This is a genomic window from Curtobacterium herbarum, from assembly GCF_016907335.1.
Classification (GTDB): Bacteria; Actinomycetota; Actinomycetes; order Actinomycetales; family Microbacteriaceae; genus Curtobacterium; species Curtobacterium herbarum.
In genome coordinates, this window is record NZ_JAFBBT010000001.1 from 689,412 (window position 1) to 712,134 (window position 22,723).

The window sequence follows — 22,723 nt, forward strand, 5'->3', positions numbered from 1 at the left end:
GTCCACTCCTCCATGTTGTTGCATGCCTACAATCGTTGTGTTCATGCAACCAACTCTGGAGGACCGTGTCCGCACCCGTCGCACCCCGTCGCCACCTGCACATCGCGAGCACCCGGTTCGGCGGGGCCGCCGTGCGACTCGCCCTGCCCGCGCTCGTCATCGGCGCCGGAGCGGGGCTCGCCGCTGTCGTGTTCCGCTGGCTGATCGAGCACGCGACGCTCGTGTTCAGCGGGCACGCGGACTACTCGGCCGTGACCGGGCACCCGGCGAACCCCTGGGTGCCGTGGCTCGGTGCCGGGTTCGTCGTGCTCGCGCCGGCGGTCGGCGGGCTGCTCTACGGCCCCCTCATCCAGCGCTTCGCCCCTGAGGCACGCGGCCACGGCGTCCCCGAGGTGATGTTCGCCATCGCGCGGAACGGCGGGCGCATCCGGGGGAGTGTCGCGGTGGTGAAGGCCCTGGCCAGTGCGATCTGCATCGGCGCCGGCGGATCGGTCGGGCGCGAGGGGCCCATCATCCAGATCGGTTCCGCGCTCGGGTCGACGATCGGGCGGTGGATGCGGATGCCCGAGGTCCGGCTGCGGACCCTGGTGGCCTGCGGCGCTGCGGGCGGCATCTCCGCGACGTTCAACGCGCCCGTCGCCGGGGTGTTCTTCGCCCTCGAGCTCCTGCTCCGCGACTTCACGCCCACGTCGTTCGGCGCGGTGGCGATCGCGAGCGTCACCGCGGCACTGATCGGACGCGCGGCGTTCGGTGACACGGCGTTCCTGCACCTGCCGTCGATCGGGGCCGTCACGCCGCCCGAGTACCTGCTCTTCGCGGCGCTCGGGCTGCTCGCCGGAATGATCGGCATCGGCTTCACCCGGGTGCTGTACCTGGTCGAGGACGCCTGCGACCTGATGTGGGCGGCGTCGCGTGGTCCGGAGTGGCTGCGCCCGGTCGTCGGTGGAGTGGTGCTCGGCGCCCTGCTGCTCGCGCTCCCGCAGCTGTACGGCGTCGGCTACCCGGTGCTCGAACGGGGTGTCGCCGGGCAGTACGCGATCGGGTTCCTGGCGGTGCTGGTCGTGGGGAAGGTGCTCGCGACGTCGCTGACGCTCGGCATCGGGGGGTCCGGCGGGGTGTTCGCGCCGTCGCTGTTCGTCGGTGCCATGGCGGGAGCGGGCTTCGGTGAGGTCGTCGCGATGATCGACCCGGCGATGCGCGGCCAGGTCGGGGCCTTCGCGGTGGTCGGGATGGCCGCGGTGTTCGCCGGGTCGACGCGGGCGCCGATCACCGCCGGGATCATGCTGTTCGAGCTGACCGGGGACACCGCCCTGCTGCTGCCGATCGTCGTCGCGGTCGTCATCGCCACCGCCGTGTCGAAGGTGCTGTCGCGGGACACCATCTACACGCTGAAGCTCAGCCGACGCGGGGTCGACCTGACGGACTCGGCCGGAGCGGCGCCGTCGCTGGCCGACGCCACGGCGGGTGGTTCGGCGCGGGCACTCGGCCCGGTGCTGTCGTCCGGAGCGTCGGCGGCGCAGGCCCTCGAGGTGCTCGAGGACCACGACGGGGACCCCGTCGTGCTCGTCGACACCGACGGGGCGTTCGTGGGCGTCGTGTCGGCCCGCTCCGTCGGTGACGCCGTGCTCGGTGACCAGGACTTCGCGTCCCGTCCGGCCACCGACGTGGTCGCGGACGTGCGCGCGGTCCCGACGACCGCGCTGCTGCGGGACGTCGTCCCCGAGGTGGTGGGTGCCACCGAGACCAGCGGCCTGCCCGTCGTCGACGGGTCCGGCCGGCCGGTCGGGTGGCTCGGCCCGGCCGACGCGCTGCGTGCCCTGGTGCCGTCCACGACGTAGACGGGAGGCCCGTGGCGGATCCGCCACGGGCCTCCCGTCTGTGCACTGGTCGCGCTACGGGCGCAGGAGCACCTTGCCGACGCGACCCGCGGTGTCGCTCGCGCGGGCGGCGTCACGGGCGTCCTCGAACGCGAACGTCTCGGACACGGGGAGCGTGAGCGACCCGTCGAGCACGCGCGTGATGAGCTCGCCGAAGAGCTGCTGCTTCGTCTCGGCCGGCATGGTGCGGCTGACGACGCTGCCCCAGAAGCCCTTGACGGTCAGCTGGCCGAAGATGACCTTGCCGGACGGGATCTCGAGCGTGGGGGAGGCCATCGCGCCGAAGACGACGAGCGTGGCGTTCTCGCCCAGCACCGAGGCGATGTCGCCCGCTGCCGGGCCACCGACGGACTCGACGCCGGCGACGATCGGGGCGCCACCGGTGATCGCGGTGACCTGGTCCTGCCAGTCGTCCGCGTCGGTGGCGACGATGCGCTCGACGCCCTGTGCGCGGAGTTCCTCGACACCGGCGGCGCGACGCACCAGGCCGATGACGTTGATGCCGCGGGCGGCACCGAGCTGGGCGACCATGCGGCCGACCGCACCGTTGGCGGCGTTCTGGATGATCCAGTCACCCTCGTGCAGGTCGAGCGAGTGCAGCAGGCTGATCGCGCTGAACGGCATCGAGACGAGCTGGGCGGCGGACTCGTCGGGCATCGCGTCCGGCACCGGGATGAGCCCGGCGGCGTCGGCGACGTAGTACTCGGCCCAGACGCCGAACGTGCCACCGGCGACGCGCTGGCCGACGGTGAGGTTCGTGACGCCCTCGCCCAGGGACTCGACGACGCCGAGGGCCTCGGTGCCGGACTGCGCGGGCAGCTCGGGCTTGAAGCCGTAGGTGCCGCGGATGGTCCACAGGTCGTGGTTGTGGATCGGGGAGAGCACGGTCCGGACGAGGACCTGGCCGGCGCCCGGGGTGGGGACGGGGCGCTGGTCGACGGTCAGGACGTCGGCGGGCTCGCCGAACTGCGGGTGGACGACGGCGCGCATCGTGTTCTGGTCTGCCATGGTTCAGTCCTCCGAGACGGTGATCGTGACGTCGATGTTGCCGCGCGTCGCGTTCGAGTACGGGCACACCTGGTGGGCGGCGTCCGCGAGGGCCTGGGCCTGGTCGTGGTCCATGCCCGGGATGACGACCTCGAGCATGACGGCGAGCTGGAAGCCGCCCTGGCCGTTCGGGCCGATCTGGACGCGACCGCCGACGGAGGAGTCGGCGACCTTGACCTTCTGCGAGCGGGCGACGCCCTGCAGGGCGGAGTGGAAGCACGCGGCGTAGCCGGCGGCGAAGAGCTGCTCGGGGTTGGCGCCGGCGCCGGAGCCGCCCATCTCCTTGGGGATGGCCATGTCCAGCTCGAACGTGCCGTCGCTGGTCTGGACCTTGCCGTTGCGGCCTTCGCCGGTGGACAGGGCTTCTGCGGTGTAGAGGACGTCCATGTGGGGTTCCTTCCTTCGTGGGGTCTGTGTGGTCAGTCCGCGACCGGGGCGGGGGCGGCCGCCGCTCGGTGCATCGCCTCGGTGAGGTGCTGCAGGGTCGCGATGAGTTCGACGGCCGACTGCTCGTCGGTCAAGCCGGTGCCCGCGGCGATACGCGCCGGGACGTGGGCGAGTTCGGTGCGCAGGGCGCGTCCGCGGTCGCCGGTGGTGACGGTGACGACACGCTCGTCGGTGCTGCGGCGCTCGCGGCGGACCAGATCGGCCTGCTCCATGCGCTTGAGGAGCGGGGAGAGCGTGCCGGAGTCGAGCTGCAGGTGTTCGCCCAGGCTCGAGACGGTCTGGTCGCCCTCGACCCACAGGGTCACGAGGACCAGGTACTGCGGGTAGGTGAGGCCCCACGGCTCGAGCATCGAGCGGTACGCCTGGGTGGTCGCCCGGGTCGCTGCGTAGAGGGAGAAGCACACCATCTCGTCGGTCACGGGCATGTCCACCACTGTTGCACGCGACCGGGTTGCGCACAACTCAGTTCACCGGATGCCCAGGGTCCAGGGTGCACGACGGCGATGTGCCGTCAGCGCACGGCGGGACGGGTGTCGTCGGGGCCGGTTAGGCTGGCCGGACCGAAGATGACCAGCAACCACGCAGCCTCCGCACCGACGACGACCACAGCGATCCCGCGAGTCGGCTCCTCGGCGTCCCACGGCAAGACGATCCTGATCGGCGAACACGCCGTGGTCTACGGCGCACCCGCCCTCGTCCTGCCGGTGACCGACGTCCGCGTGACCGCCACCGCGACGCCGCTGCCGGCCGGCGCGGAGCCGACGCTGGAGTCGACGGTCCACACCGGACCGCTCGGCAACGCACCCGCCGCCGTGCTGCCCACCGTCACCGCCGTCACCGCGACGCTCCGGCACCTGGCGCAGACCGGACACCCGGCCGCCGCGGACCTGCCACTGCACGTCCTGGTCGACAGCCAGGTCCCGACCGCCCGGGGCATGGGTTCCAGCGCCGCCGTCGCCGCTGCCGTCACCGCCGCCGTCGCCGACGTGTTCGGTGTCGCGCTCGACACCGACACCCACCACGAGCTCATCCAGGAGTGCGAGCGCGTCGCGCACGGCCGCCCCTCCGGACTCGACGCCCGCGGGGTCGTCGCCACCGAACCCGTCTGGTTCGCCGCCGGCGTCATCGAGCCCGTGCAGGTCACCGGCCGGTTCGTCTTCGTCGTCGCCGACACCGGCGTCCCGGGCCACACCCGCGCCGCCGTCGCCGCCGTCCGCGAACGCCACGACCGCGCCCCCCAGATGGTCGACGCCGTCGTGGAGCGCATCGGCGGACTCGCCCGGACCGCCCGTGGCACACTCGTGGACGGCGACGCCCAGGGCCTCGGTGCCACCATGGACGCCGCGCACGAACTGCTCACCACCCTCGACGTGTCGAGCGGCGACCTCGACCGGCTCGTCGGTGCCGCACGCAGCGCGGACGCCCTCGGCGCGAAGCTCACCGGCGGTGGCCGCGGCGGATGCGTCCTGGCGCTCGCCGCCGACGACGAGCACGCCGCCCGCATCGCGACCGCACTGCGGAGCGCCGGGGCGACCGCCACCTGGACCACCTCGATCGGAGCCCGCGCCTGATGACCTCCACCGCCGTCGCGCACCCCAACATCGCGCTCGTGAAGTACTGGGGCAAGGCAGACGCCGACCTCGCGCTGCCCGCCACCGGCAGCGTCTCGATGGGCCTCGACGTCTTCCCCACCACGACCGCCGTCACCCTGCTCGACCAGGGGGAACAGGACGCCTTCACCCTGAACGGCCGCGTCGTCGACGACGGTGCACTGGTGCGGGTCGAGCGCTTCCTGGACCTGGTCCGCGACCTGGCCGGCTCCGACGCCCGCGCCGCCGTGGTCTCGGAGAACACCGTGCCCACCGGCGCCGGGCTGGCCTCGAGCGCCTCGGGCTTCGCCGCACTCGCCGTCGCGGCGGCCGACGCCTACGGCCTGGACCTGTCCGCACGTGACCTGTCCCGACTCGCCCGACGCGGTTCCGGTTCGGCCACGCGATCGATCCCCGGCGGGGTGTCCGTCTGGCACGCCGGCGACGACCAGGCCTCGTTCGCCGAGACCGTCCCCGCGCCGCCGATGGCCATGGTGGTCGTCACGATCAACGACGGCCCGAAGGAGATCGGCTCGCGCGAGGCGATGCGCCGCACCATCGCGACGTCGCCGTTCTACCCGGCGTGGGTGACCTCGACCACCGTCACCGTGGACGACATGCTCGCCGCGTGCGCCGCGGGCGACTTCACCCGGATCGGCGAGCTCACCGAGAGCAACGCGCTCCGCATGCACGCCACGATCGAGGGCGCCTTCCCGCCGATCCGCTACCTGAACAGCCGCAGCGTCGCCGTGTTCGACGCCGTCGCCGCGATGCGCGCCGACGGGCTCGAGGCGTACGCCACCGCGGACGCCGGCCCGAACGTCGTCGTGCTCTGCCGACCGGAGGACCGGGCCCGGGTGGCGACGGCGCTCGACGGCCAGGGTGCGGTCATCGAGTCCGGCACCGGACCAGCCGCACGCCTGCTCCGCTCCGAAGGCACGGGGGAGAACCCCGAGGCAGAGGAGAGCATCAGGTGATCGAGTTCCGAGCCCACGGCAAGCTGTTCGTGGCGGGCGAGTACGCCGTCGTCGAGCCCGGACAGCCGTCGGTGCTCATCGCCCTCGACCGGGCGATCACCGCCCGGGTCACCGAGGGACACGGCGCCGGCAGCGTGCACTCCCAGGAGTACGGCAACCTCCCGCTGACCTGGACCCGTGCCGAGGACGGCCTGGCGCTCGACCGTGAGCACCACCCCTACGACTACGTGATGGCGACGATCGACCTGGTCGAGAAGCTCCGCGCCGAACTCGGCATCGCACCGCGCTTCCACGACCTGCGCATCGAGAGCCAGCTCGACGACGCCAGCGGCCGGAAGTTCGGCCTGGGGTCCTCGGCCGCGGTGACCGTCGCGACCGTCGGTGCCCTCGACCGCTTCTACGGCCTCGGGCTCTCGCAGCGCCGGCGCTTCATGGTGGCGTTGCTCGCCACGATCCGGGTCGCCCCGCGTGCGTCCGGCGGCGACCTGGCGGCCAGCACGTTCGGCGGTTGGCTCCGGTACAGCGCGCCCGACCGGGAGGCCCTGGCCGGCCTGCTCGACGAGCGCTCGGTCTCCGCGATCCTCGACGACGAACAGGCGTGGGCCGGCTTCGACGTCGAGCACCTGCCCGCACCGGCCGACCTGCGCCTCCTGGTCGGGTGGACCGGGTCCCCGGCGTCCACCACCAAGCTCGTCGGCGTCGTGCGCCGACACCGCGACGGCGACTACGCGGCGTTCCTCGACGCCAGCCGGGCCTGCGTCGACGACCTGACCACGGGCCTCCGGACCGGCGACGCCGACCGGACGCTCGCCGCGCTCCGTCGCGCACGCGGCCTGCTGCAGGGCCTCGGCACGTCCGTCGGCTCGCAGATCGAGACCCCGCGGCTCGCGACCCTGTGCGACGTCGTCGAGGCCGCCGGCGGGGCCGCGAAGCCCTCCGGCGCCGGCGGCGGCGACTGCGGCATCGCGCTCGTCCCCACGGACGGCGACGACGCCGAGATCCTCCGCGCCTGGGAGGCGCACGACATCAGGCACCTCAGCGTCGCGGTGCAACCCGAGGAAGGGACCACGCGATGAGCGTCCTGCAGACCCCGATCCCGACGAAGTGGGTCGGGCCGATCCGCGTCAGCGGCAACGCCGTCGAGGGCGAGCACGAGGTGCCCCTCGCCACCTACGAGTCGCCGCTCTGGCCCTCCGTCGGTCGTGGCGCCCGGATCTCGCGGATGATCGAGGGCGGCATCGTCTCGACCGTCGTCGACGAGCGGATGACCCGCTCCGTCGTCGTCCGTGCCGCCAGTGCGGCCGCCGCGCACCTCTCCGCCGGTCGGATCCTGGCCCGCCAGGACGAACTCGAGACGATCGTCGTCGGGCAGAGCCGGTTCGCGAAGCTCATCGAGGTGCACCCGGAGATCGTCGGGGACCTGCTGTTCCTGCGCTTCGCCTTCACGACGGGTGACGCCTCCGGCCACAACATGGTGACCCAGGCGGCGGACACGCTGCTGCCGGCGATCCTGGCCTGGGAGCCCGAGCTCCGCTACGTGTCGATCTCGGGCAACTTCTGCTCCGACAAGAAGGCCACCGCGGTGAACGGCATCCGTGGGCGCGGGCGCAACACCATCGCCGAGATCGTGATCCCGGGCGAGGTCGTCGAGAAGCGCCTGCGGTCCTCGACCGAGCGGATCGTCGAGCTCAACACCGCGAAGAACCTGGTCGGCTCGACCATCGCCGGAGCCCTGCGGTCCGCGAACGCGCACTACGCCAACATGCTGCTCGGCTTCTACCTGGCCACCGGGCAGGACGCCGCCAACATCGTCGAGGGCTCGCAGGGCATCACGCTCGCCCAGGCCCGCGGCGACGACCTGTACTTCTCGTGCTCGCTGCCGCACCTGATCGTCGGCACCGTCGGCAACGGCAAGGGCAACGACCTGCCCGTCGTCGAGGACGCCCTGGTGCGCCTCGGCTGCCGGGAGGACCGCGAGCCCGGTGCCAACGCCCGCCGCCTGGCCGCACTCTGCGCCGCCACCGTGCTGTGCGGGGAACTCTCGCTGCTCGCCGCCCAGACGAACCCGGGCGAGCTGATGGCAGCCCACGTCGCGATGGAACGCCGCGGCCACCGACCTGAAGGAGCTTCGGCATGACCGCCCAGCACCCACTCGCACTGGGCATCCACGACCTCGCCATCGCGACGGGGCACCACGTGCTCGACCTCGACGACCTCGCTGCCGCCAACGGCGTGGACCCCGCGAAGTACCACGTCGGCATCGGCCAGGACGCCTTCAGTGTCCCCGCCCCCGACGAGGACATCGTCACGATGGGCGCCGCCGCCGCGAAGCAGGTGATCGACCGCCACGGCGTCGACGGCATCCGCACGGTGCTGTTCGCCACCGAGTCCGGCGTCGACCAGTCGAAGGCCGCCGGTGTGTACGTGCACGGGCTGCTCGGCCTGCCGCGCAACGTCCGCGTCGTCGAGCTGAAGCAGGCCTGCTACGGCGGGACCGCGGCGGTGCAGATGGCCCTCGGCATCATCGCCCGCGACCCGAGCGAGCGGGTGCTCGTCATCGCCGCCGACGTCGCCCGCTACGACGTCGAGACCGCCGCCGAGCCGACGCAGGGTGCCGGAGCGGTCGCGATGCTCATCGCCGCCGACCCCGACCTGATCGAACTCGAGCCGCAGTCCGGGCTGTTCACCGCCGACGTCGACGACTTCTGGCGGCCCAACGACCGCTCGACCGCGCTCGTCGACGGCCGCCTGTCCGTCACCGCCTACGTCGACTCGTTCATCGGCGCCTGGGACGACCTGGCATCGCGCGGTGGCCCCGGCATCGAGGCGATCGACCGCTTCGTCCACCACCAGCCGTTCACGAAGATGGCGATCAAGGCGCACCGGAAGCTCGCCCAGCACGTGGGTGTGCCGTTCGAGGAGACCGAACTCGCGATCGGCTTCACGTACAACCGGCAGACCGGCAACACGTACACGGCGTCGCTCTGGATCGCCCTCGGGGCGCTGCTCGACCTGGACGACGACCTGGCCGGCGCCCGCATCGGCATGTTCAGCTACGGCTCGGGCAGCGTCGGTGAGCTGATGACCGGCGTCGTCCGTCCCGAGTACCAGCAGCACCGCCGTACCGGCCGGGTGCACGAGCTGCTCGCCGCGCGGGTACCGCTGTCGGTCGAGGTGTACCGCGAGCTGCACGCCGCCGGCGCGGCCACGAGCGAGGACGTCGAGCGCCCCCGCGTCACCACGGCACCGTTCCGGTTCGCCGGGGTGTCCGGTGGTGCACGCCACTACGAGGCGACCGCCGCCTGACCGGGGCGTCCGGCGTCTGACCGGGGCGGCTGTCGCCTGACCGGGGTGCCCGGCCCGGCCGCGTCGCCTGTGCTCGGCGTCGTCCCGGGAGGCCCGTGACCGGCTCCCCGGGGCGGGTCACCGGTTGTCCGCGCGACTCGCGGCGCTGGCCCGACGGTCCAGGGGGACCGGCTCGGAGGCCGTGCTCGCCTCGTCCGTCGGCGTCGCGTCGGTCCGGACCGGGTGGCGCCGGCCGGAGTGGAACACCCACGCCTTGAAGAGGACGAACCGGACCACCGTGGCCACCAGGTTCGCGCCCGTGAGCACCGCGATCTCGGCCGTGTGCGTCGAACCCGGGGCGACCGCGTGCAGTACCACGAGCGAGCCGGAGGTCATCGCCCAGGCGATCGCGAACACCACGAGCCCCTGCACCTGGTGCCGGCCCGAACCGGCTCGACCGCGCACCCCGAAGGTGAACCGGCGGTTCAGTGCCGTGTTGCCGACCGCGGTGAGCAGCAGGGCGAGGAAGTCCGCGGACTGCGCGCCGATCGCCGGGCGGAACAGGGCGTAGAGCAGGGCGAAGGCGATCGTCGACAGCACGCCGACCGCGCCGAACCGGAGCACCTGGCCGCCGAGCCCGAGGTGCGCCGGGGTGAAGGGGCGGCGGCCGATCGCCTCGTACACCGGCGCGATCGGCACCCGACCCGTGGCCAGACCGCGGGAGACCCGCCACATGCCCCGCAGGTCCTCGGTCGCGGTCGAGGCGATGTGCACGGACGAGTTGACGTCGTCCACCCAGTCGACCGGGACCTCGTGGATGCGGAGGCCGGCGTGCTCGGCCAGGACGAGCATCTCGGTGTCGAAGAACCAGGCGTCGTCCTCGCAGAGCGGCAGCAGGTGGTGTGCGGCCTCGGCGGTGACGGCCTTGAACCCGCACTGCGCGTCCGAGAAGGCCACTCCCATCGTCGTCCGGAGCAGCGCGTTGTACGAGCGGGAGATGAACTCGCGCTTGCTGCCCCGGACCACGCGGGAGGTGCCGGCCAACCGGGTCCCGATCGCCAGGTCCGAGTGGCCGGACAGCAGCGGGGCGACCAGGGGTCCCAGGGCGGCGAGGTCCGTCGAGAGGTCCTCGTCGACGTACACGAGCACCCGGGCCGGGGACGCTCCCCACACGGCCTTCAGCGCGCGGCCGCGGCCCTTCAGCGGCAGGTGCACCGCGTGGACGCCGGGCAGCATCGCGGCCAGGTCGTCGGCGATGCGGGCGGTGTCGTCGGTCGAGGCGTTGTCGGCGATCGTGATGCGCCACGAGTGGTGCAGTGACGTCGTGCAGAAGGCGTGCAGCCGTCGGACGTGCGCGGCGAGGGTGTCCTGCTCGTCGTGGCACGGGACGACGATGTCGATGTCGAGGGTGGGGTTCGTCTCCGTCATGCGGATCATGCTCGGCAGCGGGGCAGTGCGGGCCGGAGCAGGGCGCTGTGGTGCGGGTAAGAACGGGTGGTGTGTCACATTCCGGGGGTGCTAGGGTCAGGTTGCTCGTTGCGTTGAGCTTCGAGAAGTGGACCCGAGACCCATCCGGACGGTTGTGGCGCTCGGGTTTCGCGCGTTTCCGGGCGCTGCCCCACTCCGCTCAGAGGAGGGGCAGGGTGACCGTGAAGGCGGTCCGCGCCTGGTCCGAGACGACGTGGACCGTGCCGCCCTCGGCCTCCACCACGGCGCGGACGATCGCCAGGCCCAACCCGCTCGTGCCGTGCTCGCGGGAGCGTGAGGCCGCCCCGCGGGTGAACCGGTCGAACAGCGTCGGCAGCGCCTCGGCGGGGATCGGCGGGCCGTCGTTGGCGACGACGAACTGCACCGCGTCCGCGGCCCGGCGGAGGGACACCACGACCGCGGTCCCGGTGGGCGTGTGGGTCCGGGCGTTCGTCAGCAGGTTCGTGACCACCCGGCGGAGGGCTCCGGCGTCGCCGTCGAGCACGACGGGGTCGTCGTCGACCTGCAGCGTCCACCGGTGGCCGGGGGCGGTGGTGCGGGCGTCCATCGTCGCCTCGACGACGATCGACGTCAGGTCCACCGGCTGCGCGGAGGGGTGCGGGACCGGGTCGTCGGGGTCCGTGGTGTCGGCGCGCGGGACCCCGGCGACCGCCGCAGCGTCGAGCCGGGCCAGCAGCAGGAGCTCCTCGACCAGGTCGCCCATCCGGCGGGCCTCGGTGCCGATCCGGTCGACGTTCCGCCGGACCTCGGCGGGGTCGTCGGTGTGCCCGGTCAGCTCGGCGTAGGCGCGGACGGTGGCGATCGGGGTGCGGAGCTCGTGGGAGGCGTCGGCGACGAAGGTCCGCATGCCGGCCTCGGCGTCGCGGCGGACGGTCAGGGCACGGGCGACGTGTCCGAGCAGCCGGTTGAGTGCGGTGCCGACCTGACCGACCTCGCGGTTCGCAGCGAGGTCGGAGTCCGCGACCCGGGCGGCGATGTCGGGGTCACCGCGGTCGAGGTCGAGGGTGGTGACGCTCGACGCCACCGCGGCGACGTGCTCGAGCGGCCGCAGGGAGCGACGGACGAGCAGTGCGCCGGCCCAGCAGGCGACGAGCAGCCCGACGAGGGTGACCGCCGCGATGACGAGCAGCAGCCGACTGATCGACGCGTCGAGGTCGCCGAGCGGCAGCGCCGTGACGAAGACGTCCCCGTCCGAGCCGACGGCCTGCGCGCGGAAGGGCCCGAGCGTGCCGAGGCTCGTCGTGACCGGCTGCCCGGTGGGGTCGAGGGCGGCGAGGGTCCGCTCCTGCGCGGCGGTCAACGTGTGCTGTCGGCCGCGCGCGTCGGTGTACCCGCCGAGGAGCGCGTCGCCGTCCCGGTAGATCGCGACCACCGTGCCGGCGGACTGGCCCGGCGCGCCGATGACGGTGTTGTCCGGATCGGGCGCGGCGGACGACGACGATCCCGACGAAGACGGCGGCGGCGACGAAGACGACGACCCGGACGAGGACGACCCCGACGACGACCCGGACGCGGACGATGCCCGCGTCGGGAACCCGCCCCGCATCCCGCCCGGCGGTCCGCCGACCACGCGACCGGCGGCCGTCGCCAGCTCTGCGTCGAGCCGCTCGACCAGGTACCCCCGGTACGCGACGACGGTCACCGCGCCGACCACGACGTTGGTCGCGACGAGCAGCAGGGCGACGGCGGCGACGATCCGCCACCGCAGCGACGGCACCCGACGCCTCCGCCCGCTCACGGGGACGGCCGGAGCACGTACCCGGCTCCGCGGACGGTGTGGATCAGCGGCTCGCGTCCGGCGTCGACCTTCTTCCGCAGGTACGACACGTACATGTCCACGAGGTTCGACGACGACCCGAAGTCCATGCCCCACACGTGCGCCAGCAGGTGCTCGCGCGACAGCACCCGGTTGGCGTTCCGGGCCAGGTGCCGCAGCAGTTCGTACTCGGTCGGGGTGAGGTCGATCGGGTCGTCCCCGCGGCTGACGGTGCGGGTCTCCTCGTCGAGCCGGAGGTCCCCGACCACGACCGCGGTGTCCGCCGCCGCGGTGGCCGCGACCCGGGCCGAGGTCCGGGCGAGGATCCGTGCCCGGGCGACGAGTTCGTCGATGCCGAACGGCTTCGTCAGGTAGTCGTCGCCGCCCCGGGTGAGTCCGGCGAGCCGGTCCTCGGCGGCGTCCCGGGCGGTGAGGAACAGCACCCGGACGTCGTCGCGGGCGTCCCGGAGCCGGTCGAGCACGGTGAAGCCGTCGATGTCCGGCAGCATCACGTCGAGGACGATGACGTCGGGCTGTCCCGCGCGGGCGGCGAAGAGCACGTCCCGACCCCGGTGGACGGTCTGCACGGCCCACCCGTCGGCGGCGAACGCCAGCCCGACCGCCTCGGCCAGGGCGTGCTCGTCGTCGACGACGAGGACACGGACGGGTGTGCCGTCGGTGCGTGCGAGCGGGGTGCCTGCCACGGGGGCGAGCCTACCCACGGTCCCGTCCGTGTCCTGGTCGTCGTGCACGGCCGGCTACCCCGCCGCGCCGAGGTCGTAGACGGTCTGCCCGCCGACGGTCGTCGCGTCGTAGTTCGCCGCGACCCACTCCGCGATGGCGCTCGCGGTGGACGAGCCACCACCCGTGCGACCCCCCATCCCGCCACCGGTGCCCGAGGCGATGTAGTAGCCGATCTTGCCGGCCGCCACGTCCGCCTGGAACTCCGCCAGGGTGGGGGTGGGGTCGCTCGACCAGCCGCCGATGGCCATCACGGCGGTGTCGGTGTCGAGTTCCAGCTGCGCGGCGGACTGGGAGCCGCCGACCGCGGCGGACCAGGTGGTGTCGGTCGAGCGGAGCAGCGCCTCGAGCGCCGAGGACGTCGAGGCGCCGCCGCCCATGGCACCGCCGGTCCGGGAGCCGCCGTCGCTGCTGTCGGACGGGAGGCTCGTCCCCGACCCCGACTCGCTGGTCCCGTCACCGGTGGTCCCGCCTCCAGTGGTCCCACCTCCGCTGGTCCCGTCCGGCATCGCCGGCGGCTGGCCGCCGTCGGTGCCCGACGGCGGGGTCCCGCCGGGACCGCCCTGCGCGCCCGAGCCGCTGCTGTCGGAACGTTCGTCCCCGGTGCCGGTGGCCGATCCGCCGGGGCCGTTCGCGCCTCCCGGCATGCCGCCCGTGCCGCCGGAGGTGCCGGACGGACCGACGCTCGGGATCGAACCGGAGTGCGCGACCGTGGTCGTGACGACCGCGTACGCGGTGGTGCCGGCGAGGCCGGACAGGGTGCCGACGAGGACGCCGACGGCGACGAGGCGACGCAGCCGGGGGACGCTGCCGACCACGATGAGCGCGGTCGAGACCAGTCCGCCGACCAGGACCAGCCACCGCAGCCAGGGCAGCCAGTCGGGGTTCTCGCCGAGCAGGCACCAGCTCCAGACCGCGGTGGCGCCGGTCATCGCGGCGAGGCCCAGCCGGCCGGTCACGCGGTGTCGGGCGTGCCAGAGGAGGGCGCCGCCGGTCCCGACGAGTCCGGCGATCGCGGGGGTGAGTGCGACCGTGTAGTACGGGTGGATCGTGCCGGACATGTACGAGAAGACCAGCCCGGTGACGAGCAGCCAACCGCCCCAGAGGACGAGTCCGGCGCGTGCGGGGTCGGCGAGGTGCCGCCGGCCGACGACCACCAGGCCGAGGACGAGGGCGATGAGCGCGGCGGGCAGGAGCCACGAGATCTCGAGGCCCATCTCGGACGAGAACAGGCGGTTCAGCCCGGTCGACCCGCCGAAGGACGAGCCCGCGGTGCCGCCGGCCATGCCACCGCCGCCGCCGTTGCCCGAGCCGCCGAAGATCCGGCCGAGCCCGTTGTACCCGAAGACCAGGTCGAGCACCGTGTCGTTCGTCGACCCGCCGATGTACGGTCGGGCGTCCGCCGGCCACAGCGCGACGGCGAGGACCCACCAGCCGGCCGCGACGACGAGCGACACCGCGCCGATGAGCAGCCCGACGATGCGCCGCGGCCACGAGGTCCGCGCAGCGACCAGGTACACCAGGCCGAACGCCGGCAGCACGAGCAGCCCCTGCAGCATCTTCGTCAGGAACGCGAACCCGAGCGCGACCCCGGCCAGGGCGATCCACCGCCAGCTGCCCCGCGGCAGGGCCCGCACGGTCGCGTACGCCCCGGCGGTCATGAGGAACACGAGCAGGGCGTCCGGGTTGTCGAAGCGGAACATCAGTGCCGCCGCCGGGGTCGCCGCGACGACGAGGCCCGCGAGCAGCGCGCCGACCCCCGCGGTGGTCGATCCCAGCCGCGCCAGGGTGCGGCGGACCGTGCCCCAGACCAGCGCGACGGTCCCGACGGCCATCAGCGCCTGGGGGAGCAGCAGGCTGGTGCTCGAGAAGCCGAACAGCCGCGCCGACAGCACCATCACCCACAGCGACGCCGGGGGCTTGTCGACCGTGATGAAGTTCGACGAGTCGAGCGAGCCGAAGAAGAACGCCGTCCACGACTTCGTGCCGGCCTGCACGGCGGCGGCGTAGAAGCTGTTGGCGTAGCCGGAGACACTGAGGTCCCAGAGGTACAGCACGGCGGTGAGGGCGAGGAGCGCCCAGAACGCCGGCCGCAGCCAGCGGGCGTCCTCGCGCTCGCCGAGGAACAGGCGAGCGAGGGGCGGGCGACGTCGGACCGGCGCGTCACTGCGCGCGCGGTCGCGACGATCGGTCACGGGTACCGGGTAGGTGGTCATGGCAGCGAGCATCGCCGTCGGGGGTCGACCCGGCCGATGCGTCTCCTGTGGACCGCCTAAGACCGGCCACGGATCGGAGCCGGGCCGCGTCAGGCGGTGGGGGTGCCGCCTGCGGTCGAACCCTGCCGGCGGACGCGACGACGCGCCTCCCGGAGGCTCGCCCGCTGCATCCGCATCGACGGCCAGCCGGCGGCGCGGGCGTGCGCCGCGAGTCCCTGGTCCGGGTTCACCACGACGGGGTTCCCGACCAGCGAGAGCAGCGGGATGTCGTGGCGCGAATCGGAGTACGCCCAGCACGCAGCGGGGTCGGCGCCGGTCTCGGCCAGGAGCTTCCGTGCGGCGACGGCCTTGTGCTCACCGTGCAGGAACGCCCCCTCGAGCCGGCCCGTGTAGGCGCCCTCGCTGGTCTCGAACACGCTGCCGAGGGCTCCGGTCAGCCCGAGGCTGCGGGCGATCACCTCGGCCAGGAACGTCGGCGTCGCGGTGACGAGCCACACCTGGTGGCCCTTCGCCAGGTGCTCCTGCGCCAGCGCGGCGGTCTCCGGCCAGACCGTCGACTCGGTGTGGCGCAGGTAGACGTCGTCGGACAGCTTCGCCATGTCGGCGACGGTGATGCCGGTGATGACCTCGAGCCCGCGGGTCTGGGCGGAGGCCAGGTGCCGGTCGTTCTCGCCCCGGACCTTGAAGCGCGCGTGCTTCCACCCGGCGCTGACGATGTCGCGCATGGTGATCAGTCCGGCCGCACGGAGTCCGCGGACCAGGTGGAACGCGCTCGCGCCGTGGATGAGGGTGTTGTCCACGTCGAAGAACGCGAGGACCGGGGTGCTCGCCTGCTCGACCGTCATCGGCCCAGGCTAGGCGCTCCCCCTGACCCCTCCGCGAAACGCAACGTCGGCGACGCTCCGCAACGGGATACCGCTGCGAGACGTCGCCGACGTTGCGTGTTGCGGGACGGATCAGGCGTAGCGGCGGGCTGCGCGCAGGGCCGCGTCCGTGTACGAGCCGCCGAACAGCAGCACGTGCAGCAGCAGCGGCGCCAGCTGGTGCAGCTCGACGCGCTCCTGCCACCCGGGCGCCAGACGCGACTCGGCGTCGTACGCGGCCAGGACGGTCTCGAGCCGGGGCAGCCAGAACAGTGCGAGCAGCGCCAGGTCCGTCTCGGCGTGCCCACCGTGCGGGTTCGCGTCGATGAGCACCGCTCCGGTCGGCTCGGACCGGTCCCTGGGCCACAGCACGTTCCCCGCCCACAGGTCACCGTGCAGCCGGGCGGGGCCGTCCCCGACCAGTGCAGGCTGCGGGGAGCCGAGCGTGCCGTCCTCCAGTCGGTCGCAGACGCGCTCGAACACGGCGGCCTCGGAGCCGTCGTACCCGCCCGCGTCGACGATGCGGTGCACGAAGTCGCGGATCCGGTACTCGGCGAAGAACTCGCCCCACGTCTCGGGCGCCTCGCTCGCGGGGACGAACGGCGTCCGCGAGCGGCCCATCCGCAGCGGTCCGTTCGCGGGGAACCCGGGCGACGGCGCTCCCCAGTGCGACGCCCCGGCGGCGTGGGTGTGGGCGAGCGACCGTCCGAAGCGCTCCGCCTGGGCCGCCGAGGGTGCGGTGTCCGAGATGAACTCGAGCTCGAGCACCGTCGGACGCGGACGAGCCACCACCCGGGCGATGCGGGTGCCGCCGGCGTCCTCGGCCTCGGCGAGCCACTCGAGTCCGGCCGCCTCGGCGGCGGCCTCGTCCGGGCTGGTGAGGGTCTTGACGTAGGTCTCCGACATCACCCCATCCTGCCCGGAGCGCGCCGAGCGCGCCGAGCGCGCGGAGACCGCGCACGCCGCGCACGCCCGCCTGCCTGCACGCTCAGCACACCGCGCGGACCTCACACCGCGTCGACCAGCGCCCGCGCCAAGGGGTGCCACGGCCGCGAGGACGGCCCCGACAGCACCAGGGTCCGCTCGTACCGCGGCGCGACCGGCAGCATCACGAGCCCGGCGGGCAGCATCACCCGGCCGAGGGTCGGCACGATCGACACCCCCTCGCCGCGCTCGATCATCCCGAACATGGTGCTCATCTCCCGCACCCGGTGGGCGTACCGGAAGGGCTGCCCGGCGAGCGCGTGCATCCGCTCGATCTGGTGTTCGCAGCCCCCGCCGCCCGCGACCAGGCCGTCGTCGTGCAGGTCGTCGAGCGTCAGCGCCTCGGCTCCCGCCAGCGGGTGGTCGCGTCGGACCACGGCGGCCATCTCGTCCGTCGCCACGACGACCCCGCCGTCCGGCATCGCGACCGGGTCGACGAGCACGGCGGCGTCGACCGTCCCGGCCTCGAGCCACTCCGGCATCTCGTCGTCGTCGCCCTCGTAGACCTGCACGTCGACGTCCGGCAGGGTCACCGCCCACAGTTCCCGGAGGCGCGGCAGCAGCCCCTGGCACACGGTCGGGACGGCGGCGAGGCGCACGGTGCCGCGCGCCGTGGCGGGCCGGACCACGGCCTCCAGGGCGTCGACCGAGGCGAGGACGCTCCGGGCGTGGGCCAGCAGGCGCTCGCCCAGCGGGGTCGGGACGGCGGCGCCGCCGCGGCGGACGACCGGGCCGCCGACCTCGCGCTCGAGCCCCGCGACGGCGTGCGACACGGCGGACTGGCCGACCCCGAGCGCGACGGCCGCCGTGGTGAAGGAGCCGGCGTCGACGGTCGCGACGAAGGCGCGGAGCTGGGGGAGCGAGACGGTCATGCGTGTCCTTCATGTCGGCATGAGGTCCATGCGTTTGCCGCATGTGCGTGCGGTGTCGAGACTAGGCCACGTGAACGCCCTCCTCTACGTGCTCGTCGCCCTGACCTGGGGGTCGAGCTTCTTCTTCGCGAAGATCGGGCTCGACGGCCTCGCGCCGCAGCAGGTCGCCACCGTCCGCACCGTGCTCGGTGCGCTGACGCTCGTCGTGGTGCTCCTCGTCACCCGCCGTCGCTGGCCACGCGAGAAGCGGGTGTGGGGGCACCTGCTCGTCGTCGCGGTGTTCCTCAACGCCGTCCCCTCGTCGCTGATGGCGTGGGCGGAGCAGACCGTGCCGTCGGGCCTCGCGAGCATCTACAACGCGACCACGCCGATCATGACGCTGCTGGCGTTGGCCGTCCTGGTCCCCACCGAGCGGCTCAGCCGTCGGCAGGTGGCCGGGATCGTCCTCGGCATCGTCGGTGTGCTCGTCCTGGTCGGCCCGTGGGACGTCCTCGGCGACCCGGAGGTCCTGGCGAGCGTGCCAGGCCAGGTCGCGCTGCTCGGCATGACCGCCTCGTACGGCATCGGCCTCGCCTGGCTCCGCCGCTTCGGCGTCGGCGGCGGGTACGACCCGACCACCGTCGCGACGGTGCAGCTCACCCTCGCGGCCGGGCTGATGCTGGTCGTCGCGCCCGTCGTCGCCACCGGTCCGGTGCAGCTGGACTGGAGGATCGTGGGCGCGATGGTCGCGCTCGGTGCCGTGGGCACGGGGCTGGCCTACGCGTGGAACACCCGACTGGTCGGCGCGTGGGGCGCGGGGCGGGCCTCCACCGTGACCTACCTGACGCCGGTCGTCGGGGTCGCGCTCGGCGTCCTCGTGCTCGGTGAGCCGCTGCGGTGGAACGAACCCGTCGGCGGGCTGGTCGTGCTCGCCGGGATCGCGTTGGCCTCCGGGCTGCTCGGCGCGCGACGGCGGGTCGCGGCGTCGACGGTGTGACCGGGTGCACCGCTCGGCCCGTACGCTGACCGGGTGACCGACGCCCCGACCGCCTCGACGGTCCGCCTGCTGTTCGCGTCCTCGCACCCCGGCCCGACCGTCACCGTCACCGTCCTGGCCGCGGTCATCGCCACGGCTGTCGGGCACCCGTTCTGGGTCGTGCTCCTGGTGGCGCTCGCCGTGGTCGCGGGGCAGCTGTCGATCGGACTGGCCAACGACTGGATCGACGCCGACCGCGACCGTGCGGTGGGACGGAGCGACAAGCCCGTCGCCCGTGGCCTGATCGCCGTCGGCACGGTCCGGACCGCCGCGGTCGTGACCGCCGGGGTCGCCGTCGTCCTCTCGCTGTTCCTCGGACCGGTCGCCGCCGTCGCCCACGTCGTCCTCGTGGCGGCCGGGTGGGCCTACGACGCCGGACTGAAGCGGACCGTGGTCTCGGTCGTGCCGTTCATCGTGGCGTTCGGGCTGCTGCCGGTCGTCGCGGTCGCTGCCGGCCCCGACGGCGGGTGGCCGGCGACGTGGGCGATCGCCACCGGAGCGGTGTTCGGCGTCGCGATCCACTGCACGAACGTCCTGCCCGACCTGGTCGACGACGCGGCCACCGGGGTCCGCGGCTTCCCGCACCGCCTGGGGCTGCACGCGTCCGGGATCGTGGCGTTCGGGTCGCTCGTCGTCGCCGCGGTCCTGGTGCTCGTCGGCCAGCTCGGTGGGGACGACCCGGTCCGTGGTGTCGGGGCGGTGCTCGCCGTGCTCGGTGCCGTCGTGGTGGTCGTGCTCGCGGCGGTCGGGGTGCGGCTCGTGCTCACCGGACCGCCGACGCGCACGCTGTTCCGGCTCGTGATCGCGTCGTCCCTCGTGCTCGTCGTCGAGCTCGGGTTCGCCGGGGCAGCCCTCGTGGCCTGAGTTCTGCTCGGGTGCGCCGTTACAGTGCACCATGACCGAAACCACGCCCACCCCCCGCCTGTTGCGGCTCGGGGTGTTGGCCGTCTCCCGGAAGGCCGACGAACGTCGCCTGCCGATCCACCCCGCGCACCTCGAGCGCATCGACCCGGACCTCCGTGCGCAGATCGTCCTGGAGCGCGGCTACGGGGACCGGTTCGGTGTCCCCGACGACGACCTCGAGCCGCTCGTCGCCGGCATGGCCACGCGTGCCGAGATCATCGCCACGTCCGACGTGGTGCTCCTGCCGAAGCCCCTGGCCGAGGACCTCGCCGACCTGCGCGACGGCCAGGTGCTCTGGGGCTGGCCGCACTGCGTGCAGGACCAGGAACTGACGCAGCTCGCGATCGACAAGCGGCTCACCCTGATCGCCTGGGAGGCCATGAACCACTGGCGCGAGGACGGCGGCTTCAGCCTGCACGTCTTCCACAAGAACAACGAGCTCGCCGGGTACTGCTCCGTGCTGCACGGCCTGCAGCTCTGCGGGTCCACGGGCGACTACGGCCGTCGTCTGACCGCCGTCGTGATCGGGTTCGGGGCCACTGCGCGCGGGGCCGTCACGGCACTGAATGCGCACGGTGTCCACGACGTCCGCGTCCTGACCAACCGGGACATCGCCGCGGTCGGGTCACCGATCCCGTCGGTCGACATCCTGCAGTTCGAGCACGACGACCACGCCCCCTTCGCGAGCACGGTCCGCACGCCCGACGGCCCGGTGCCGCTGGCGCCGTACCTGGCCGAGAACGACATCGTCGTGAACTGCACGCTGCAGGACCCGAACGCCCCGCTCACCTACCTGCGGACCGAGGACCTCGACGCCTTCCGTCCCGGCAGCCTGATCGTGGACGTGTCGATCGACGAGGGCATGGGGTTCAGCTGGGCACGCTCGACGTCCTTCGCCGAACCGATGGTCACGGTGGGTGACTCGACGAACTACTACGCAGTCGACCACAGCCCGTCGCTGCTCTGGAACTCGTCGACGTGGGAGATCAGCGAGGCGCTCGTGCCGTTCCTCCGCACCGTGATGTCCGGGCCGTCGGCCTGGGCGGAGTCCGACACGATCCACCGTGCGATCGAGATCGAGGACGGGCAGGTCCGCAACGACGCGATCCTGGCGTTCCAGGGCCGGGCGGCGGAGTACCCCCACGGCGTGACTGCCTGACGAGTCGACCGGTTCGGCTCCGGATCCCGGTCGACTCCGCGTCCGGCTGCGAAACGGCGTCTGGCTGAGACACGTCGGTCGGCCCGAGACGCCGCCGAATCCCGCGGCGTCCTGGGTGCTCGGCGGCGTCCCGCACAGACGGGCCCGTCTCGACGGGCCGCCCGTCCGCGCGTCAGGCGACTACGCCCACGCCATCGCGTAGAGCCGGGCGAGCGCACCCGAGGTCCGGAGGGCCAGGACGGACCGGAGCAGCGCCTCCCGGCCGATGCCGACCACGTCCGGGACGGCACTGCCGAGTGCCATGTTCGCCTCGGCCTGCCGACCCGCTCGGCGGGCGGCGGCCTGCCGGCGCCGCGCGTAGGACGGCCACGGTCCGGCCGCGCCGGTCCGGACCGCGTCGCTCAGCAGGGGCGCGAGGTCCGCGGCGTCCAGCCACCCGAGGTTCATGCCCTGCCCGCCGATCGGGCTGATCTCGTGGGCCGCGTCGCCGACCAGGACGACGCGGCCGACGCCGATGCGTTCGGCGGTCCGCCGGCGGACGCGGAACGCGCTGAGCATCGAGCAGGTGGTCGCGTCCGGTGCGACGCCGGTGCGGTCGCGGACGATCGCGGCCAGCCGGGAGGCTCGTCCCGCCTCCGGTGCGTCCGCTGCGGTGGTCGGGGCGGATCCGTCCACGAGCGGGTCGTCGGCGGGCAGGAGCGCCACGTAGCGGCGGCGGCCGTGGGGGAGCGGGAAGGACTCGACGACCCCGGCCGACCCGACGTCGACGAGTGCGGTCGCACGGGCGTCGGCGTCCTCGGGGTCGGCGAAGTCGCCCATCACGTACCGGTCGGGGTAGTCCCGGCCGGTCGTGCCGATGCCGAGCAGGTCGCGGACGACGCTGCGGGCGCCGTCGGCACCGACCACGAACGCGGCCCGGACCGACACGGTCCGCCCGTCCCGGTCGGTGCCCGTCGCGTCGACGTGGTCGGCGTGCCGGGTGAGGTCGACGAGTGCGGTGCCGGTCCGGAGGGCGTCCGGAGCGGCGGCGGCGAGACGCTCCCGCAGCAGCGTCTCGGTGCGGTGCTGGTCGAGCGTCGCGACGTACGGGTGGGTGTCCGAGGCCCGGTCGAACGACAGCGCGCCGAGCACCCGGCCGCGGCTGCGTGCGACGCCGGTGCGGACGAGGACGGCCTCGTCGAGCACCGGGCGGGCCAGACCGATCTCGGCGAAGGCGTCGATCGAGGGCGGGTGGATGCCGATGGCGCGGGAGCCGACCGGGTCGGTGGTCCGGCGCTCCCAGACCTGCACGGCCGTGCCGCGGGCGGCCAGGAGCGCGCCGAGGAACAGGCCGACCGGTCCGCCGCCGACGACGAGGACGTCCGTGGTGTCCGTGGTCACGCGGCCGAGCCTACGCAGGGCCGGGCGTGCGAGCGGTCGGGGTGCGGATCACGACCGGCGGCACGACCCCCAAAGGTCCCTTTGACGGTGTCGGTGCCCGACTGTCACGATGCCCTCGTGTCCA

Annotated in this window: 20 protein-coding genes; 9 read left to right on the top strand and 11 right to left on the bottom strand. The window is 73.6% G+C overall.

Annotated elements, in window-relative coordinates:
- Positions 1–65: 65 nt before the first annotated feature.
- On the top strand, positions 66–1,838 hold the full coding sequence (locus JOD51_RS03395; protein ID WP_204607040.1) for a chloride channel protein: 1,773 nt from the start codon (positions 66–68) through the stop codon (positions 1,836–1,838).
- 54 nt (positions 1,839–1,892) lie between these two features.
- Here the strand turns inward: JOD51_RS03395 and JOD51_RS03400 are convergent, their stop codons facing one another.
- From JOD51_RS03400 to JOD51_RS03410, 3 genes are read right to left on the bottom strand one after another with little or no spacing between them, the layout of a single operon-like run.
- The gene (locus JOD51_RS03400; protein WP_204610745.1) at positions 1,893–2,867 is read right to left on the bottom strand and encodes a zinc-binding dehydrogenase; all 975 of its coding nucleotides are present in this window, start codon (positions 2,865–2,867) and stop codon (positions 1,893–1,895) included.
- 21 nt (positions 2,868–2,888) lie between these two features.
- Positions 2,889–3,311, bottom strand: a complete 423-nt coding sequence (locus JOD51_RS03405; RefSeq protein WP_111074480.1) for an organic hydroperoxide resistance protein — start codon at positions 3,309–3,311, stop codon at positions 2,889–2,891.
- Between the two features lie 32 nt (positions 3,312–3,343).
- Positions 3,344–3,796 (bottom strand): MarR family winged helix-turn-helix transcriptional regulator, encoded by a 453-nt coding sequence (locus JOD51_RS03410; RefSeq protein WP_204607041.1) that lies wholly within the window; start codon positions 3,794–3,796, stop codon positions 3,344–3,346.
- A gap of 141 nt (positions 3,797–3,937) precedes the next feature.
- Between JOD51_RS03410 and mvk the strand changes: the two genes are divergently transcribed.
- Genes mvk through JOD51_RS03435 form a run of 5 tightly spaced genes read left to right on the top strand, consistent with a single transcriptional unit; the run spans position 3,938 to position 9,243 of the window.
- Entirely contained in the window at positions 3,938–4,942 is a 1,005-nt protein-coding gene (mvk, locus tag JOD51_RS03415; protein ID WP_204607042.1) for a mevalonate kinase, read from the top strand.
- Positions 4,942–5,937 (top strand): diphosphomevalonate decarboxylase, encoded by a 996-nt coding sequence (gene mvaD / locus JOD51_RS03420; protein ID WP_239539760.1) that lies wholly within the window; start codon positions 4,942–4,944, stop codon positions 5,935–5,937. The genes mvk and mvaD overlap by 1 nt, the downstream gene beginning before the upstream one ends.
- Complete coding sequence (locus JOD51_RS03425) at positions 5,934–7,013, top strand: phosphomevalonate kinase (protein ID WP_204607043.1); 1,080 nt, start codon at positions 5,934–5,936, stop codon at positions 7,011–7,013. Before mvaD ends, JOD51_RS03425 begins: the two co-directional genes overlap by 4 nt.
- Complete coding sequence (locus tag JOD51_RS03430) at positions 7,010–8,074, top strand: hydroxymethylglutaryl-coenzyme A reductase family protein (protein WP_204607044.1); 1,065 nt, start codon at positions 7,010–7,012, stop codon at positions 8,072–8,074. The genes JOD51_RS03425 and JOD51_RS03430 overlap by 4 nt, the downstream gene beginning before the upstream one ends.
- Positions 8,071–9,243 (top strand): hydroxymethylglutaryl-CoA synthase, encoded by a 1,173-nt coding sequence (locus JOD51_RS03435; protein WP_204607045.1) that lies wholly within the window; start codon positions 8,071–8,073, stop codon positions 9,241–9,243. The genes JOD51_RS03430 and JOD51_RS03435 overlap by 4 nt, the downstream gene beginning before the upstream one ends.
- 117 nt (positions 9,244–9,360) lie before the next feature.
- Here JOD51_RS03435 and JOD51_RS03440 read toward each other — a convergent pair whose 3' ends face one another.
- The 7 genes from JOD51_RS03440 to JOD51_RS03470 all read right to left on the bottom strand — a co-directional run bounded on the left by JOD51_RS03440 (position 9,361) and on the right by JOD51_RS03470 (position 18,142).
- Entirely contained in the window at positions 9,361–10,659 is a 1,299-nt protein-coding gene (locus JOD51_RS03440) for a glycosyltransferase (protein WP_204607046.1), read from the bottom strand.
- Between the two features lie 190 nt (positions 10,660–10,849).
- Entirely contained in the window at positions 10,850–12,427 is a 1,578-nt protein-coding gene (locus JOD51_RS03445) for a sensor histidine kinase (protein WP_204607047.1), read from the bottom strand.
- A 17-nt stretch (positions 12,428–12,444) separates the two neighbouring features.
- Entirely contained in the window at positions 12,445–13,170 is a 726-nt protein-coding gene (locus JOD51_RS03450) for a response regulator transcription factor (RefSeq protein WP_204607048.1), read from the bottom strand.
- A gap of 54 nt (positions 13,171–13,224) precedes the next feature.
- Positions 13,225–15,402, bottom strand: coding sequence for an ArnT family glycosyltransferase (locus JOD51_RS03455; protein ID WP_259559214.1), 2,178 nt, complete (start codon positions 15,400–15,402; stop codon positions 13,225–13,227).
- A gap of 110 nt (positions 15,403–15,512) precedes the next feature.
- Entirely contained in the window at positions 15,513–16,268 is a 756-nt protein-coding gene (locus JOD51_RS03460; protein WP_204607050.1) for an HAD family hydrolase, read from the bottom strand.
- Between the two features lie 111 nt (positions 16,269–16,379).
- Positions 16,380–17,192: a fructosamine kinase family protein gene (locus JOD51_RS03465; RefSeq protein WP_204607051.1), complete on the bottom strand. Its 813-nt coding sequence runs from the start codon at positions 17,190–17,192 to the stop codon at positions 16,380–16,382.
- Between the two features lie 101 nt (positions 17,193–17,293).
- A complete protein-coding gene (locus JOD51_RS03470; RefSeq protein WP_204607052.1) occupies positions 17,294–18,142 on the bottom strand; it encodes a LysR family transcriptional regulator in 849 nt (282 codons plus the stop codon).
- A gap of 70 nt (positions 18,143–18,212) precedes the next feature.
- Between JOD51_RS03470 and JOD51_RS03475 the strand changes: the two genes are divergently transcribed.
- From JOD51_RS03475 to JOD51_RS03485, 3 genes are read left to right on the top strand one after another with little or no spacing between them, the layout of a single operon-like run.
- Positions 18,213–19,118, top strand: a complete 906-nt coding sequence (locus JOD51_RS03475; RefSeq protein WP_204607053.1) for a DMT family transporter — start codon at positions 18,213–18,215, stop codon at positions 19,116–19,118.
- Between the two features lie 33 nt (positions 19,119–19,151).
- Positions 19,152–20,021: a UbiA family prenyltransferase gene (locus JOD51_RS03480; protein ID WP_204607054.1), complete on the top strand. Its 870-nt coding sequence runs from the start codon at positions 19,152–19,154 to the stop codon at positions 20,019–20,021.
- A 31-nt stretch (positions 20,022–20,052) separates the two neighbouring features.
- Positions 20,053–21,219: a N(5)-(carboxyethyl)ornithine synthase gene (locus JOD51_RS03485; protein ID WP_204607055.1), complete on the top strand. Its 1,167-nt coding sequence runs from the start codon at positions 20,053–20,055 to the stop codon at positions 21,217–21,219.
- 180 nt (positions 21,220–21,399) lie between these two features.
- Here the strand turns inward: JOD51_RS03485 and JOD51_RS03490 are convergent, their stop codons facing one another.
- Positions 21,400–22,599 (bottom strand): FAD-dependent oxidoreductase, encoded by a 1,200-nt coding sequence (locus JOD51_RS03490; protein WP_204607056.1) that lies wholly within the window; start codon positions 22,597–22,599, stop codon positions 21,400–21,402.
- Positions 22,600–22,723 lie beyond the last annotated feature (124 nt).

What these genes read in the sequence shown, in the direction of transcription:
- JOD51_RS03485 (WP_204607055.1), top strand. Translation starts at nt 20,053, where the DNA reads ATGACCGAAACCACGCCCACCCCCCGCCTGTTGCGGCTCGGGGTGTTG.
- JOD51_RS03435 (WP_204607045.1), top strand. Translation starts at nt 8,071, where the DNA reads ATGACCGCCCAGCACCCACTCGCACTGGGCATCCACGACCTCGCCATC.
- mvk (WP_204607042.1), top strand. Translation starts at nt 3,938, where the DNA reads ATGACCAGCAACCACGCAGCCTCCGCACCGACGACGACCACAGCGATC.
- JOD51_RS03465 (WP_204607051.1), bottom strand. Translation starts at nt 17,192, where the DNA reads ATGTCGGAGACCTACGTCAAGACCCTCACCAGCCCGGACGAGGCCGCC.
- JOD51_RS03440 (WP_204607046.1), bottom strand. Translation starts at nt 10,659, where the DNA reads ATGATCCGCATGACGGAGACGAACCCCACCCTCGACATCGACATCGTC.
- mvaD (WP_239539760.1), top strand. Translation starts at nt 4,942, where the DNA reads ATGACCTCCACCGCCGTCGCGCACCCCAACATCGCGCTCGTGAAGTAC.
- JOD51_RS03460 (WP_204607050.1), bottom strand. Translation starts at nt 16,268, where the DNA reads ATGACGGTCGAGCAGGCGAGCACCCCGGTCCTCGCGTTCTTCGACGTG.
- JOD51_RS03400 (WP_204610745.1), bottom strand. Translation starts at nt 2,867, where the DNA reads ATGCGCGCCGTCGTCCACCCGCAGTTCGGCGAGCCCGCCGACGTCCTG.
- JOD51_RS03430 (WP_204607044.1), top strand. Translation starts at nt 7,010, where the DNA reads ATGAGCGTCCTGCAGACCCCGATCCCGACGAAGTGGGTCGGGCCGATC.
- JOD51_RS03410 (WP_204607041.1), bottom strand. Translation starts at nt 3,796, where the DNA reads ATGCCCGTGACCGACGAGATGGTGTGCTTCTCCCTCTACGCAGCGACC.
- JOD51_RS03470 (WP_204607052.1), bottom strand. Translation starts at nt 18,142, where the DNA reads ATGACCGTCTCGCTCCCCCAGCTCCGCGCCTTCGTCGCGACCGTCGAC.
- JOD51_RS03405 (WP_111074480.1), bottom strand. Translation starts at nt 3,311, where the DNA reads ATGGACGTCCTCTACACCGCAGAAGCCCTGTCCACCGGCGAAGGCCGC.